At 73.5% G+C, this 16,085-nt stretch carries 7 protein-coding genes and 2 pseudogenes; 5 read left to right on the top strand and 4 right to left on the bottom strand.

From position 1 onward, the window contains the following. Nucleotides 1-200 precede the first annotated feature (200 nt). Nucleotides 201-533 carry a glyoxalase superfamily protein gene (locus ACIBBD_RS27695; protein ID WP_399422300.1) on the bottom strand — a complete coding sequence of 111 codons (333 nt, stop codon included), beginning with the start codon at nucleotides 531-533 and terminating at the stop codon, nucleotides 201-203. Between the two features lie 1,057 nt (nucleotides 534-1,590). Here ACIBBD_RS27695 and ACIBBD_RS27700 point away from each other — a divergent pair. After that, nucleotides 1,591-2,199, top strand: coding sequence for an SUKH-4 family immunity protein (locus tag ACIBBD_RS27700; RefSeq protein ID WP_399422301.1), 609 nt, complete (start codon nucleotides 1,591-1,593; stop codon nucleotides 2,197-2,199). A gap of 181 nt (nucleotides 2,200-2,380) precedes the next feature. Here the strand turns inward: ACIBBD_RS27700 and ACIBBD_RS27705 are convergent, their stop codons facing one another. Both ACIBBD_RS27705 and ACIBBD_RS27710 read right to left on the bottom strand, forming a co-directional pair. Continuing rightward, nucleotides 2,381-2,701: a hypothetical protein gene (locus tag ACIBBD_RS27705; RefSeq protein WP_399422302.1), complete on the bottom strand. Its 321-nt coding sequence runs from the start codon at nucleotides 2,699-2,701 to the stop codon at nucleotides 2,381-2,383. Between the two features lie 155 nt (nucleotides 2,702-2,856). Next, nucleotides 2,857-3,000, bottom strand: a pseudogene (locus ACIBBD_RS27710) (VOC family protein); the annotation flags it as partial. Nucleotides 3,001-3,537: 537 nt separating this feature from the next. Between ACIBBD_RS27710 and ACIBBD_RS27715 the strand changes: the two are divergent. The 3 genes and pseudogenes from ACIBBD_RS27715 to ACIBBD_RS27725 form a co-directional block, all read left to right on the top strand. After that, nucleotides 3,538-3,633: pseudogene (locus tag ACIBBD_RS27715) on the top strand (transcriptional regulator); the annotation flags it as partial. A 177-nt stretch (nucleotides 3,634-3,810) separates the two neighbouring features. Then, the gene (locus ACIBBD_RS27720) at nucleotides 3,811-4,317 is read left to right on the top strand and encodes an ArsR/SmtB family transcription factor (protein ID WP_399422303.1); all 507 of its coding nucleotides are present in this window, start codon (nucleotides 3,811-3,813) and stop codon (nucleotides 4,315-4,317) included. Nucleotides 4,318-4,327: 10 nt separating this feature from the next. Further along, nucleotides 4,328-5,407 carry a serine hydrolase domain-containing protein gene (locus ACIBBD_RS27725; RefSeq protein ID WP_399422304.1) on the top strand — a complete coding sequence of 360 codons (1,080 nt, stop codon included), beginning with the start codon at nucleotides 4,328-4,330 and terminating at the stop codon, nucleotides 5,405-5,407. A gap of 773 nt (nucleotides 5,408-6,180) precedes the next feature. Here ACIBBD_RS27725 and ACIBBD_RS27730 read toward each other — a convergent pair. Continuing rightward, nucleotides 6,181-14,883 (bottom strand): type I polyketide synthase, encoded by an 8,703-nt coding sequence (locus tag ACIBBD_RS27730; RefSeq protein ID WP_399422305.1) that lies wholly within the window; start codon nucleotides 14,881-14,883, stop codon nucleotides 6,181-6,183. A 658-nt stretch (nucleotides 14,884-15,541) separates the two neighbouring features. Here ACIBBD_RS27730 and ACIBBD_RS27735 point away from each other — a divergent pair. Next, a complete protein-coding gene (locus tag ACIBBD_RS27735; protein ID WP_399422306.1) occupies nucleotides 15,542-16,060 on the top strand; it encodes an SRPBCC family protein in 519 nt (172 codons plus the stop codon). Nucleotides 16,061-16,085 lie beyond the last annotated feature (25 nt).

The raw sequence follows: 16,085 nt of genomic DNA on the forward strand, positions 1-16,085 counted from the left end.
AGTCAACCATGGGTCGCTGGTGTTAGGGGCGCTACAGCGCACCCCTGAAGCCCTGCCCAGGCATGACAAGCCGCTCTCCGTCGACATGAGAGCTCGTGAAGATCTTGGAGGTCGTCGAGGCGAGGCACTCGTCGGATGCGTGCTGAATCACTCTGGTGAGTTACCCGAGCTGCAGCACAGCCTCCTGCCGCCGGCGAGTGTCATTCCGTCGGCGTGCCGATCCGGAGCCGGTTGCCGTCAGGATCGCGCAGCTCAATCTCACGGGCCCACGGAGCGTTTTTCACCGGCACACCGAACTCCGAGGCGATGGCCTCGACATCATGAACGCGGAGGTAGGTCAACGTGCCGGGGCGGGCGTCTCCCTTGTGCTCGGACAAGAACAACCGCACTCCGCCCCGGGCGACCTCGACGAACGTGGGAAGTCCCGGTTCGAAGCGGTGTTCCCACTGCTTCACGAAGCCGAGTCGCTCGTACCACGCGACCGCCGCCGCAGCGTCCTCGACGCGAAGAATGGGAATGGCTTCCTCGTCCATGGAGCCATCGTCGCAGACTGCCCAGGGCGAACGTTGCCTGATGCGGCACCAGTTGACTCCGCGCACAGCCTTCGCGGCTACCGGTCCTGCCACTTCATCGGTACGGTCGCGCTCTCCCGCCGGCACGGAGCAACCCCGCCCTCGGCGGACACCGCCCCGGAGCCCACCGGCAACTCCGGACTGTTCGTCGTACGCAGTGAGAACCACACCACCACCGTCGGCGCCCTGGAAGGCGAACTTCCCAAGCACGAGACGCTCCTCCCCACCGAGTTCGCGGCCACCGCCCCGGTGGAGATCCCGCGGGCCGCACGGACGCCCAGGATTCGTCCAGGGTTTCCTGAACCGCCCCCGGCTTGGTGGTACGTGACGGGCCGGGCACCCCCGGAACCCGACGAACGAGCCTGCGTCGATCGGGAGTCACCATGCGTCCTGGTCACACCACCGCGGGCAGCGTCCTCGCGGCAGCAGTCGTCCTGGGAGCGGTACCTGCCGCCCAGGCCGCGCCGGCCGGCGAGTCCGGAGCGGCGGCCGCCACCTGCCGCACGTCCTGGTCCGACCACAACACCTACGTGGCGCAGTGCTCCGGCGCCCCGAGCACGAAGTTCCACGCCTGGGCCGAGTGCGACAACGGCGACATCGTCTTCGGCGGGGAGAAGTGCGCCAACGGGTCGCAGTCGTACCTACTGCGCGGGCAAGGGAGGATTCAGCGGCTACGGCGGTGCGGTGGTGTGATCCGGGCCGGCCGGCGTCGACGACATTCGGCCGGCTGGCCAGTCGGTCGTCACAGCCGACTTGAAGGCCTGCCCATACTCGCCGAGGCGGGCCTCATACCAGCCGACGGCGATGAGGGCATTCGCCTCCGCCCCCGACGCCCGCGCCCTGGAACGCGGGCGTCCCGTCACAGAACAGCCCGCCCACGGCCGACCCCGTCGCCCGCCGGGGTGGGGGAGGGGATCATGACGTGGAGGTGCAGGGGCGGAGTTGAACTGGTACTGGTACTGCGCCAGGGGAAGAGTCCCACGGCGCCTGTACCGCCACTGAGTTCGGAGTTCCGTCAGTGCTTTTCGACGTCACCCGCAGCCAACTCGTCGACATCTTCGGCGAGGACCGGCTCGCGACCCTGCCCGCCACCGCCTTCCCGGCCACCGCCGCGGACACCGAGGGCGCCCGCCTCCTGCACACCGTCGGTGTCCCCACCGGGACGCTCTGGCTGCGTGAGCCCGACGAGGACTCCGGCCGGCTGCCCCTCGTCCAGGACGCCGTCGGCGCGGAGGACTTCGGGGACGCCTCGGAAGAAGCGGGTGAGTGGCCCGTCATCGGCTGGCTGCTCAACGTCCATCTTGCCCTCGACCCCGGTTCCGGCAAGGTGCACGCCTTCGACGCCGACGAGGAGACCGTGCGGGAACTCCACATGGACGTCTCCTCCCTCGTCCGGGTCACCCTCCGGTTCCAGCGCCTGCTCGAGGAGTTCACCTTCAGCGGTGACGAGGAAGCAGACTTCGAGCGCCTGGAGCGCGAGGTCGAGCGTATCCGTCAGGAGACGAGCAGCATCGACCCGCTCCCCTTCCGCAACGACGAGACTGTCTGGTCGGTGGTCGGCGAGGAGATTGCCGCGGGTCAGCGCTTCGTGGGCAACAGCCCGGGTGCCCGCTCGCTCTACGGGTGATCGCCGACGGATGTGGCCCACGCACCGAGCCCCTGGTTCGTGGACCGCATGGTGAGGGAATGCGTCCTGCCGATCGGCGAGCGGGTCGTGTTCGACCGGCAGGAGACCCGTCCTCGGACACGTGCCCGTGGAAATCCACGTGCTCCTTCTCCGAACGGTTCGGTCGGAGAAGGAGCCCCGCTCAGGTTCCGCGCCCGGGTGTTACCAACTGCGCGGCCGGCTGGTGGTGCCAGAGGCGGTCGGCGCTGTTGGAGGCCCGGAATAGCCTGATCTCGCTGTAGCTGCCGCCGACCGGCAAGGCGCGCCGGCCAGCCCGGGGTTCTGGCGTTGGGCGTAGGCTCCACCAGCCGGTGCGGCCCGCGTCGGTGTGGTCGGTCTGCTCAGCGATGATCTGCCATGTCTGGTTCCGGTCACCGGTGCAGCGCTTCGGCAACACCCGGACGTTCGTCATCGCGGTGGACTCCGGCTGGAGGCACAGCGTCGCGTTCTTCTCGTTACACACCAGCCAGGACCGGCCGTCGTCCTGGAGTTCCAGCTCCCACTGGGTGCGGTCCGCGACTCGCAGTCATCGCTGGGCGTGCGGATGGTGGACGGGGGGAAGAAGGGTGGGACCCGACCATCCCTCATGCGAACCCGGCCAGGATGGCCGCCCAAGCGTCAGGAAGTCATGGCGGCTCGGTCGGACTCGCTGCGCAGAACGCAGAACTCGTTGCCTTCGGGATCTGCGAGGACCGCCCAGCCAGAGCCATCGGGATTCCGGTGATCGGCGACAAAGGTGGCGCCGAGGCCCAGCAGCCGTTCGGGTGGCGGTCCACCAGTGTGAGGAACTCGCTCGCCCGAGGGATCCCGAGTCCGACAATCGGGTAGGGGGTGGCGGGGGAAGGCCCGGGGCATCCATGGAATCGCACGACACGTGGACCGCCCACGGTTCGCCGATCCGGTCGTCACCTGCTCGACCTCTTGCGGCTCGCAGTCCGCCAGGAGGTACCTCGGTGGACCGTGGGCGCCGGTACTCACAAGAGCACCGGCGCCCACGGCATGGCGTCTCCCACCTACGAGGCGTCGGCAGTGTCCTCAGGCGTAGACGATGGCGTCCTCGACGGGGACGCGGGGCAGCCGCGAAACCACGGACCGGCACCGGCGTGACCGATGTTGACCACCAGATGCGAGCGCCGGCTGGTCCCGGAGAAGAACTCCGCGCCCACGCCGGCCCGGTCGAGGCCCGCCATGGGTCCGGCCGCCAGGCCCGCTGCGCGGACCGCGGACAGGAGACCCCACTCCGCAGCGCGGAGTTGCCAGTGAAACCGGGGTCCGGGCCGCCCGCGTCGACCGTTTCCCCTGCGCCACCCCCACGAGGCCGACCACCCCGTCGGCGACCTCCTGGGCGCCTTCCTCCACCGCGAAGGCGCCCCCGAGACCTCCTCCATCAGGCCCGCCGTTCTGCACGGCTGTCGCAACGACGACCAGGCGCCACGCCACGCCGTGAAGGCGGCGCAGGACGCGCCGGCCGTGATCACGGTGACGATCGCCGGCGCCCGACGATCACGAGGACCACGAGACGGCCTCCCCTAGGCCTTGCTCTGTTATTCCGTAATACCGTACTCTCGGGTCATGGCTGAGGATTCCCTGTCCGAGCGGGTCGCCGCGCTCGAGGAACGGGTCGCGCGGTTGGAAGCGGCACCGCAGACGCCTCCTGAGGAGGTGTTCTGGGCGCTCAAGGGCCTGCGCCGGCGGCTGACGGGGAACGGGCAGGTGCTGTTCACGGGCGTCCTGGACCTGCCCACGGGGGAGCACTACGAGTGGCAGCAGGGCGCGGAGACCGGCGGCCTGCTCGACGCGGACTGGTCGGATCACGCCGCGCCCTACGCCGCGCTGGGGCACCCGGTGCGTCTCACCCTGCTGCGTGCGGTGCTGCGCGGCACCCGGTCCGCAGCCGAGTTGCAGGAGACCGCCGGGCTGAACACCACCGGGCAGCTCTATCACCACCTCAAGCAGCTCACCGCCGCCGGCTGGCTCCATGCCGGGGGGCGTGGCCACTACCAGGTGCCTGCGGGCAGGGTGGTGCCGCTCCTCGTGCTGCTGTCCGCGGTGGTACCGGCGCCTGCCCCGACGACGTGAGGAGTGATTGGTGAATCGACGCAGTCTGTTGGGCACGGCGGCGACCGCGGCCGGTGTGGCACTGATACCGGGCAACGCCATGGCAACCGGGGACGGTCTGGCCGCGCAGGTGCGGCCCTACCTCCACCGCGCGCTGGCCGCCGGCGCCCCGAGCGCGGTGTTCGGGGTCATCCGCGGTGGCCGGCGGTATGTGGCCGGTGCCGCCGAGGACGGCCCCGCCCTCGACGGCAGGACGGTGTTCCAGCTCGGCTCGATCGGCAAGACGCTCACCGCCACCGCGCTGGCGCGCGCGGTGGGCGCGGGTACGGTGCGCCTGGACACGCCGCTCAGTCTGCCGTCCGGGTTCACCGTCCCACGCGGGGAGACCCGCCCGATCACCCTGCGCGACCTGGCGACCCACTCCTCCGGCCTGCCCAGCCTCCCCGCCAACCTTCTGACCGAGGCGGACCCGCAGAACCCGTACGCGCACTACACGCTGGAGGACCTGGCCACCGGTCTGCCCCAGACCCCTCTGGCCAACGAGCCGGGCAGCGCCTACGCATACTCCAACCTGGGCTTCGGGCTGCTCGGCCAGGCGCTGGCCTTCGACGGCGTGGACGCGATGCTGCGGCGCCGGGTGGCCGCACCGTTGGGCCTGTCAGACACGACCACGACCCTGCGGCCGGACATGGCGTCCCGAAAAGCCGTGGGCCATATGGCCGGTGAGGCCGTTCCCGACTGGCGCGACCGCGTCCTCAGCGGGGCGGGCACCTCGATGTACAGCACCGCCGACGACATGCTCCGGTACCTGGCTGCCCAGCTGCGTCCGGAGCGCTCGCCGCTGCGGGAAGCGATCGAGCTGACGCAGCGACACCACTTCACCGACCCCGCCACCGGCCTGCGGCTGGGACTTGGCTGGCACTTCGGCACGCTGTCCGACGACCGGACGGTGACCTGGCACAACGGCGGCACCTACGGTTTCAGCACCTGTGCGGCGTTTGACCGGGAGAGTGGAACGGCGGTGGTGATGATGGTGAACACATACAGCGATGCCTCGCACACGTTCGACGCTCTGGTCTTTGCTCTGCTCGACGAGCTTGTCGGCTCCTGAGGCCAGCGCAGGGGCGCCCGGTGCCTGGCCGCGGACGGCACGCCGAGGAGCCCAGACCCAGACCGGCGCGTTTCGTCGAGGACGCGGAACCGGAGCTGCCGGCTCCGATCACCCGCCCCATGTCGGCGCTCCCCCGAAGAGCATCGGCTGACCGCTTGCTCGTGCGGGCGGCCGCGCGAATCGGACGCGGCCCGTCACCGTGCGGCCTGTGCGTGGCAAGTCGCCGCGAAGGCGGAGGTGGGGCCGCCACCGGGCGGCGTGGCGCGGGTGGGGCGTACCTCGTGACCGGACGGGGCAACGGCCGTTGCCCCTCCTTGACTGGACGCCGGGCTCCCGACGTCATCTGCCCGGACAACCTGAACGCCCGGCCCCGCGACGGAAGGAGTCCCGCAGCCCCTTCGCCGAGGACCGGCCAGACGTCACACCGCTCGCACCACACCGACAGGACCACTTCACGCGGCGCTCACCGCCGGGGGCCGGTCCGGCACGGAAGGCGATCATGCCCCCTCAGGCGGCCCCGGCCCTCGCCGAAGGCCGCCGCCGCAGCACCGGCGAGTCCCACCGGGCCCCTCCGCACGCTCCTCGGAGAAGGCGGCCGAGCGCTCCCTGTCCCCGCGGCCCGTCACCCGGAGCAGCCGCAGCTGGAGGCCGCGGTTCTCCTCGCACGCTGCAAGATCGGCGGCCGCTCCGAGCACCCCTTGGGGCATCGTCCACGTCCGGCCCGAGGAGTATCAGCTGACCATCCGGGACGTCAACGAGTCGTACGTCGTCCCCTACGGAGCTGACGTCCCCCTCCTCGGCCTGAGCGGCGACGATTCCTCGGACGGACCGGGGTCACCGTGCCCTGGGGCGTCGGGACCCTCCGGCCGGTGCCGGGCACCGGGGTGGCGTCGGTCAGGATCGGCCAGCCAGTGGTGGACGGCGAGCGCGGTGGAACGGGCGTGCTCCTCCAGCACGGTGAAGTGGTCACCGGGCACGGTCACTTCGGCATGCGGCAGGCTCCACACCGGGGCGGGCTCCGTGCCGGGCAGCGGGTCCCGGGCCCGTACGAAGAGGGTGGGGGAGTGGAGTGGTGAGGGCTCCCAGCCGGTGAACAGCTCGAAGTACCCGGCCATGGCGGTGAGCCGGTCCGGGTCGGCCGAGGAGAACTCCGCGGCCCGCCGCAGCATGTCCGACGTCATCGCGGAGAGGGCCTGCCCACGGTCGTCACTGCTCGGATAGGTGTCCACCAGGACGACGGCGAGCGGGGCGGAGCCTTCGGCCTCCAGTCGCTCGGCCACGGCCTGGGCGACCCAGCCACCGGCCGAGCGGCCCAGCAGGACCACCGGTCCGTCACCCGCGACCGCGCGGACGGCGGCGGCCTGAGCGGTGACGAGGGCGTCCAGAGTGGCCGGCAGCGTCTCCCCGGCCGCGAACCCCGGGTGCCGCACCGCCGACACCGGCCGCAGACCCCGCAGCCCGACGCCGAAGCGCGCGTACTCCTGGGGCCCCGAGGGCACGCTGAGGGCGGGGAAGCAGACCAGCCGGGGCCCCGCGCCGCCCGGTGCGAGCGCGACGGGGTCGAGTGCCGCGCGGGACGCGCCGGCCCTGTCGAAGACCGGGCGGAGGCGCGCGGCGATGGTGAGCAGCGCCATGCCGTCCCACGTCCGCCCGCGGTCGCAGGCGGTACGGAAGAGCGCCCCCAGGGAGGCGTCCGAAGCAGCTGCGGCGTCCGGGCCGCCCGCCACCCGCACCGGGGCTTCCGGCCGGCCGGCCGCCCCGGGGCCGCCGGAAGCACCGTCGTCCGCCGGACGGCCGGAGCCGTCCGGACGGCCGACGGCAGCCGACCCTCCGGGGGCGCCGGGAGCAATCGCCTCCCGGGCATACCGTTCCGCCAGCTCGGCGGCGACCGCTCGCGGGGTCGGGAAGTCCAACAGCAGCGTGGCCGGCAGCGCCAGCCCCGTCGACGTCATGAGCAGGTTGCGCAGATCGACCGCGGCCAGGGAGTCGAGCCCCAGGTCTGCCAGCAGATCGTCCCCGTCGATCGCGCCCGCCCCCTCCGGGTGACCCAGTACCGAGGCGGCCAGGGCCCGTACCTCCGTGAGCAGCAACCCGACCCGCTCACCCGGGGAAGCGGCCGCCAGCCGTCGGCCGAGCGGAGCCCCGCGCCCGCCGCCCGCGCCCGCCCCGGCGGAAACGGGCGCCCGGGACCGGTCCACCGCCGGATCGCCACCGCTGGGGGCGCCCGGATCGAGGCGGGCCGCCACCACCACCGGGTCGTCACCCGCCACGGCGGAGTCGAACAGGGCCAGGCCCTCGTCCCCCTCCAACGGGCCGAACCCGGAGCGGGCCATCCGCCGCAGGTCCGCCTCGCTGAGGTGCGCCATCATGCCCCCGTTCTGCCGCCAGGGACCCCAGACGATCGACGTACCGGGCAGACCGAGCCGCCTGCGGTGCTGTGCCAGCGCGTCCAGCACGCAGTTGGCAGCCGCGTAGTTGGCCTGGCCGGCGGAGCCGAACGCACCCGCCACCGAGGAGAACAGCGCGAAGACGGACAGGTCGCACCCCCGGGTCAGCTCGTGCAGGGCGAGGGCGGCGTCCGCCTTGGGCCGCAGCACCCGCTCCAGACGACCGGCGGTGAGCGCCGGGACGATGCCGTCGTCCAGCACCCCCGCGGCGTGCACCACGCCGGTCAGCGGATGGGCCGCCGGCACCGAATCGAGCAGGGCGGCGAGCGCCGACCGGTCCGCGACGTCGCACGCCCGGACCGTCACTTCGGCGCCCGACTCGCCCAGTTCCGCGACGAGTTCCTTCACCCCCGGTGCGTCCGGTCCGCGTCGGCCGACGAGCAGCAGATGCCGGACGCCATGGGCGGCGACCAGGTGCCGTGCCACGAGCATGCCCAGGGAACCGGTGCCGCCGGTGACCAGGACGGTGCCCTCCGGACCCAGCCGCCTCCGGGGCCGTTGCTCCTCCGTCGTCCCGGTCACCCGTACCAGCTTCGGTACGTACGCCGTTCCCCGTCGCACGGCGATCTCCGGCGCCGCGGCGGCCAGCAGGTCGGGGAGGAGCCGCCAGGAGTCGGGATGACCGTCCATGTCGACCAGGGAGAAACGGCCCGGATTCTCCCGCAGGGCCGAGCGGACCAGCCCCCATACCGGCGCGTGGGCCGGTACGGACGTGTTTGCGCCGGGTGCGCCGGAGTCTCCTGAACCGGTGCCGCCGTCCACCGAACCGCCACCGGCCCGACCGTCGTTGTCCGGGGCGACGGCGCCGGAGGTGACGAGGACGAGACGGGAGTCCGCCGGACGCGGTTCGGCGAGCCACTCCTGTACCAGCTTCAGTGCCCAGCCCGCCGCCCACCGGGTCTCCGCCGCCGGGTCCCGCGTGTCACCGGTCGTCTCCGGTGGTGGCGGGCACGGTGCGACGAGGACGGCCGGGGCCGCGTCGCCCGCCTCCGGACCGGAGTACACCGGAACGCCGGAGCCCCGGGGCGCGAGCACGTCCACCAGCGGTGTGCGGGCCGCTCCCAGAACGCCCCACGAGGGCACCGCCGCGGGTACGGGCGGCTCGGGCAGCGAAACCCAGTCCATCCGGTGGAGCCCCCCGGTGACCGCAGCAGCCGGTCCCGGTCCGGTACGCGGAAGGGACCGGAGCGCCAGAGAACGGACCGCCGCCACCGGCGTGCCCGACGCGTCCGTCAGCTCCACCCCGGCCCGCCCGTCCGGCCCCGGCGTGATCCTCACCCGCAGCCGCCGCGCGCCGGCCCTGTGCAGCCGCACCCCGCCGAAGGCGAACGGCAGGGACACCCCACCGCCGCCCGTCCCGTCAGGTTCCGAGGCGCTGCCGTCGAGCGCCAGGGCGTGCAGCGCCGCGTCCAGCAGTGCGGGATGGAGCATGAACTCCGGGCCGCCGGCGTGCGGGAGCGCGGCCCCCGCGGCCTCGGGCAGCGCGACCTCGGCGTACAGCTCGGCCCCGAGTCTCCAGGCCGCGCGCAGACCACGGAAGGCGGGGCCGTAGCTCAGCCCGCTTCCGGCCAGCCGCTCGTACGGATCGGCGTCCGGTCGGCCGGCGTGCAGCGGTACCGCGCCCGGCGGCGGCCAGGGCCCGCTGCCGGCCCCGGCGGCAGCCGCTCCGCGGTCCGCCGGCTGCGGCTCCGGCACGAGCGTCCCGGAGGCGTGCCGCTGCCAGGGCCGGTCACCGGCCGGCGTGTACGGCCGGGCGTGGAAGACCACGGCCCGCCGTCCCGCGCCGTCCGGCCCGGACACCTTCACCTGCAGCTCGACCGTGCCGTCCGCAGGCAGCGACAGCGGTGCGGTCAGGGCGAGTTCGTCCAGGACGGGCGCACCGGCCGACGCACCGGCGTGCAAGGCCATCTCCACGAACGCGGCCCCCGGCAGCAGCACCGCTCCCGCCACCACATGGCCGGCCAGCCAGGGCTGGTCGTGCACCGAGAGCAGCCCGCTCAGCAGCAGCCCGTCGTCGTCGGCCGTCGGGGTGCGGGACGACAGGAACGGATGGGCCGACGCGTCCGGTGGGGGAGCGGACCGGTGCCGTGGGGTGGCGTCGAGCCAGTACCGGCGGCGCTGGAAGGCGTACGTGGGCAGGGTGACGCGCCGCCCGCCGCGCCCGGCGAAGACGGCCCGCCAGTCCACGGGCACGCCATGGGTGTGCAGCGCGGCCACCGTGTCGAGCAGGGCGTCCGCCTCCGGCCGCGCCCCGCGCAGGGTCGGCAGGACCAGCGGCGCCGGGGTTGGCGCGCCGCCGGGCGCTCCGTCCCCGCCCGGGTTGGCCGGAGCCGGTCCGGGCACGGTGAGGCAACCGCGGACCAGGCCGGTGAGCACCGCGTCCGGGCCCAGCTCGACGTAGTGCGCCACGCCCCGGTCCCGGAGGTGCGCCACCGATTCGGCGAAGCGGACCGGGCGGCGGACGTGGTCCACCCAGAACTCCGGTGAGCTCAGCTCCTCGTCGCCGGCTGCCCGGCCCGATACGGCGGTGACCAGGGGAATTCGCGGCGTGGTGAAGGAGAGGCCCCGCACGACCTCCGCGAAGTCGGCCAGCACGGGTTCCATCCGCGCGGAGTGGAAGGCGTGGCTCACCCGCAGCGGTGTCGTGGACCGGCCCCGCTCCCGGAAGTACGCGACGGTCTTCTCCACCGCCGCCTCGTCCCCGGAGACGACCACCGAGGCGGGCCCGTTGACGGCGGCGATCTCCACCGGACGCCCCGTCTCCGCCAGATGGGCGGCCACCTCGTCCGCACCAGCGGCCACGGCGGCCATCGCACCGCCCGGGGGCAGCGCGTCCATCAGCCGGCCCCGGGCCGCCACCAGGGTGCAGGCGTCCGCGAGGGACAGCACTCCGGCGACATGCGCCGCGGTCACCTCGCCCACCGAGTGCCCGGCCACCAGATCCGGGCGTACGCCCCACTCCTCGAGCAGCCGGAACAGTGCCGTCTCCAGGGCGAAGAGCGCCGGCTGCGCGAACCGGGTCGTGTGCAGGAGCGCGCCCGTCCCGGTGTCCGGGCCGGCGAACACGACGTCCCGCAGCGGCACCGGCAGCAGCGGGTCGAGCAGGGAGCAGCTCTCGTCGAACGACCGGGCGAAGCCCGGATGCAGTCCCCGGGACTCGTACAACTCACGTCCCATGCCGACGCGTTGGCTGCCCTGGCCGGTGAAGAGGAGAGCCAGCGGGCCCTGGCGGCGGGACGTGCCCGTCCGTACCCCGGGCAGGCGTGAGCCCTCCGCCACCGCCCGCAGGGAGGTGAGCAGTTCCGCCCGGTCCCGGGCCACGACCACGGCTCGGTGCTCGAAGACCGCCCGGGTGGTGGCCAGCGAGTACCCGATGTCCACCGGGGCCGCGTCCGGGTCGGCGGCCACCCGGTCGTACAACCGCCGCGCCTGCGCCCGCAGTCCCGGCCCGCTCCTCGCCGACACCGGAACAGCCACGGACACCGGTGCCGCCCCGCCGTCGACGCGACCGTTCCCGGCCCCGTCGTCCGCCCCGGTGGCCGGCGGCGGGGTGTCCCGGTCCGCCGGTGCCTCTTCGAGCACCACATGGGCGTTGGTGCCGCTGATGCCGAAGGAGGACACCCCCGCCCGGCGCGGGCGGTCCGTCCTCGGCCATTGCACCGCCCGGTTCAGCAGCGCCAGCCGTCCCGACGACCAGTCGACCCGGCCGGTCGGTTCGTCGGCGTGCAGCGTACGCGGCAGCAGGCCGTGTGCCATCGCCTGAACCGTCTTGATCACGCCCGCCACCCCGGCGGCGGCCTGCGTGTGACCGATGTTCGACTTCACCGAGCCCAGCCACAGCGGACGCTCCCGTTCCTCCCGCCCGTACGTCGCCAGGAACGCCTCCGCCTCGATGACGTCGCCCAGCCGGGTACCGGTGCCGTGCGCCTCCACCGCGTCGATGTCCCCGGGGGCGAGCCCCGCGTCCGCGAGGGCCTGGAGGATCACCCGCTGCTGAGCCGGGCCGTGCGGTGCCGTCAGTCCGTTGCTCGCCCCGTCCTGGTTCACCGCCGAACCGCGCACCACGGCCAGCACCGGAAGCCCGGCGCGGCGTGCTTCGGACAACCGGCTCAGCAGCAGCATGCCGGCGCCCTCGGCCCACCCCGTGCCGTCGGCGGACGCGCCGAACGCCTTGCAGCGGCCGTCCGGGGACAGCGCCCCCTGCCGGCTGAACTCCACGAACGACAAGGGCCCCGACATCACCGTGACCCCGCCGGCCAGCGCGAAGGAGCACTCGCCGCGGCGCAGCGCCTGGGCTGCCAGGTGCAGGGCCACCAGGGACGAGGAGCAGGCCGTGTCCACCGTGATGGCCGGGCCCTCCAGACCGAAGGTGTAGGCGATGCGGCCGGAGGCGACGCTTCCGGCGTTGCCGATGCCGAGGTAGCCCTCGACATGCTCGGGCGTCTCGGTGAGGCGGCCGGCGTAGTCGCTGTACATCAGCCCGACGTACACCCCGGTCGATGAGCCGCGCAGCGTGCGCGGAACGAGCCCCGCGCGCTCGAACGCCTCCCACGCCACCTCGAGCAGCAGCCGGTGCTGCGGGTCCATGGCCAAAGCCTCGCGGGGCGAGATGCCGAAGAAGCCGGGGTCGAAGCGGTCCACACCGGCCAGGAAGCCGCCCTCGCGCACATACGTCCGCCCGGGCCGCCCGGGGTCCGGGTCGTACAGTGCCTCCGTGTCCCAGCCCCGGTCCGTGGGGAACGGACCGATGGCGTCCGTCCCGTCGGCCACCAGGTGCCACAACTCCTCGGGGGAGCTCACGCCGCCGGGATAACGGCAGGCCATCCCCACGATCACCACAGGGTCGTCGTCCGACCGGGCCACGCCCCGGTGCGCGGTCCCGGCGTCGGACGGCGCGGCGGCGCTCCGCGAACGAAGGTGGGCGGCGAGCGCGGCGGCCGTGGGGAAGTCGAAGGCGACGGCCTCGGAGAGCGACAGGCCGGTCGCAGCCGACAACCGCTCCCGCAGCGTGGTCGCCGCCAGCGAGTCCATGCCCAGATCACGGAGCGCCGTTTCGGGTTCCACCGCCTCCGCCGTGCGCCCGAGCACGGCCGCAGCCTCGCTGCGCACCAGGGCCAGCAGGTCCGCCGTCGGCTCCCCGGCCGCCCCGGTGCCCAGGGTCCGCGCGGGCCGGTCGGTGAGGGCGTGCCGCCGGATCTTCCCGGAGGCGGTACGGGGGATGGCCTCCACCTCGTACAGCTCGGCGGGCACCTTGACAGCGGACAGTTCCGCACGACAGGCGGCCAGGATCGCTCCCCGGTCCAGCACACCGCCGCCCGGCCGGGGGACCAGATAACCGACCGGTACCTCGCCGAAGACGGGGTGCGGGCGGCCCGCCACGGCGGCGTCCGCCACACCGGGCAGCCGCCGCAGCACCTCCTCCACCTCCGACGGGTGGACGTTCGCCCCACCCCGGAGGATCAGCTCACTCGTCCGGCCGGTGATCACGAGTTCACCGGAGGCCTCGATCCTCGCCAGGTCCCCGGTGCGGAACCAGCCGTCGCGCAGTACCTCGGCGGTGGCCTCCGGCCTGCCGTGGTAGCCGGCCATGACCCCGGGCCCGCTCACCCACAACTCGCCCTCGCCGGAGTCCTCTCCGTCCGCGCCTGCGCCGACCCGGACCCGGGTGCCGGGCAGCACCCGGCCGCACGACCCGGCCGCCGGGGTGTCGCCCGGCGCCGCCATGGTGACCGGGCCCGCCTCGGTGCTGCCGTAGTGCTCGAGGTAGGGGGTGCGGCAGATCGCCTCGAAGGACCTGCGGAACTCGGGCCCCGCCGAGGCGCCCCCGCTGACGCAGCCCCGCAGCGCGGGCGTCCCGAGCCGGCGGTCGTCCGTCTCGCCCTCCTCGCTCCGGACAGCGTCGAGCAGGGCCGAGTACGTCGTCGGTACCCCGCCGAGGAGGGTGTAGGGGGCGTCCGTACGGCGCAGTTCGCCGAGCACCTCCGCCACCGAGAACCGGGGCGGGAGCATGGCGCTCGCCCCGGTCGCGGTCACTCCGAGGACGCAGACCACCTGGCTCATGGCGTGGTGGAGGGGTAACGGCCACAGCACCCGGTCCCGTTCCGACAGGCCGAGGACGCCGACGAGGCCCGCCGCGACCGGCGCCAGGCGGTTGCGCTGAGTGGACAGGACCCCCTTGGGGCTGCCGGAGGACCCGGAGGTGTAGAGCAGCCAGGCCACCTCGTCCAGCCCGAGATCGTCCCGGGCGGGCGTCCCTCCGTCCGTACCCGCCAGCACCTCGTACCGCAGGACGTCGCTCGTCGCCCCGGCCCCGTCCGCGGGCGGGCCGGAGTCCCCGGACGACGGAACGGCCGCGTCCTCCTCACCGCCCGCGGCCGCCACCACGATCAGCCCGGGGCGGGACAGCAGTCCCTGCCGACGCCGCAGCCGGGCCTCATCGGTGATGAGCACGCGCGCACCGCAGTCGTCCAGCAGGCGGTCCAGCTCCGCCCACGTGCTCCCGGGATCCAGCGGTACGCCCACCCCGCTCGCCCGGGTGACGGCGAGCAGGCTCTCGACCGCCTCCACACGGTTGCCGAGCAGGATGGCCACCCGCTCACCCCGCGCCAGACCTGCCCCCGCCAAGTGGCCGGCCAGCCGCTCGGTCCTGCGCTCCAGGTCCCGGTAGGTCACCCGCGTACGGCGGTCCTCGAAGGCGACCTTCTCCCCGAGCCGCCGGGCATGCTCCCGAAGCACCTCGGGAAGCGGCCTGATGACGTCCGCGTCTGTACTCACTCGCTCGAACCCTCCCGTGGACTCGTAGGTGAGGATGGCGGCGCGCTCCGTCCGGTTCCCTCCGGGCACCAGCACGGTGGACGTCGCGAACTGGCCACCGGCCGCCGTCGTTGACCCGTGATCACGGGCAAGGCGGGGTCGTAGCACGGAGGCAGTGCGCCGCGACAGCTTCTCGGAGGACATCGGTTCGCCTCCGGCCGCCCCGCCCACGCCCCGGACACCGGCGAGCTGCTCGCTGGCGGATACGACGACCACGCCGCGGCGGTCACCTCGACGGCCGCCGGACTGCACCGAGCCGGGGTCGGGCACCGGCTCGGCTTCGAGGCGGAGGCTTTCCACCGGCCTGGCAACGGTTACGTGCAGCGGGCGGACCTGGTGGTGTGCGGCGTTGACGGCCGGGGTACGGGTGCTGCTGCTCGAGATCGGCCGCCGTACCGAGGACGCCCACGAGCCGGCGCACAAGCTGCGCCGGCACGGGGGAGCGGGGTCCGCTGCTGGGGCCGGACGTGGACACGTACACCGCGGACCTGGTCCGCTCCCGTCCGCACACGCTTGGGGGCATCGACCACGAGCAGTGGTTGTGGCGCCGGGTCTCCCCGCCGATCGATGCCTGACGGAGGACCTGGTGGAGGAGGCGGCGGCGGATCACGTCCGGCAGAGGCCGAGCGTCAGGCTCGCCGCCTGCTCGATGGTGATGCTGCTTGGCAGACGACGGGATGCGGTAACACCCGGGGCGGCTCGGCATCGGCCCCCGGTGCTCTCGCCTGTCGGCTCGGCTTCTCCCGGGTTGCGGGCCGCTGAGGCGGGTAGTCGGTTTCCCCGCCGAAGCGACGGACCGTGCGGCACATGCCGCGTGGCGGGTCGCCGGAAGTGCGGGGAGACTGGGGTGGTGGCGCCTGACGAGGGGTGGGCCATGCACAGAGTTGAGGAAACGATCGAGGTCGCGGTCCCGGTGCGCACCGCGTACAACCAGTGGACGCAGTTCAAGAGCTTCCCCAGGTTCATGTCCACGGTGAAGAAGGTCGACCAGATCAAGCCGGTTTTCACCTCGTGGACCATCGCTGTGGGCCCCCTGCGCGGCGAGTTCGAGGTCGAGATCGTGGAGCAGGAGCCCGACTCCCACCTGGTCTGGCGCAGTCTCGGTCAGCATCGCGGCCACCGCGGTGAGGTGCGGTTCAAGCCCACGGCGGAAGGCGGCACGGCGGTCACCGTACGGATGGACGTGGCGCCGCGCGGCGCCGTCGGCCTGCTCACCGGTGGCCCGAGGCGGACGGGTCGCGTCGTGCGCGGAGAGCTGCGGCGCTTCAAGGAGTACATCGAGGGGCTGGGGGAGGAGAGCGGGGCCTGGAGGGGCACCATCCGCAACGGCCGCCTTCGGCGTGCGCAGCCGGAACGGCAGGTGAGCGGGGTGCCCAGCTGGCCCGTCGGCTGATCCTTCCGGAACAGCGTGAGCGAGA

Origin of the sequence: Streptomyces sp. NPDC051315, from assembly GCF_044455165.1 — a bacterium.
Classification (GTDB): domain Bacteria; phylum Actinomycetota; class Actinomycetes; order Streptomycetales; family Streptomycetaceae; genus Streptomyces.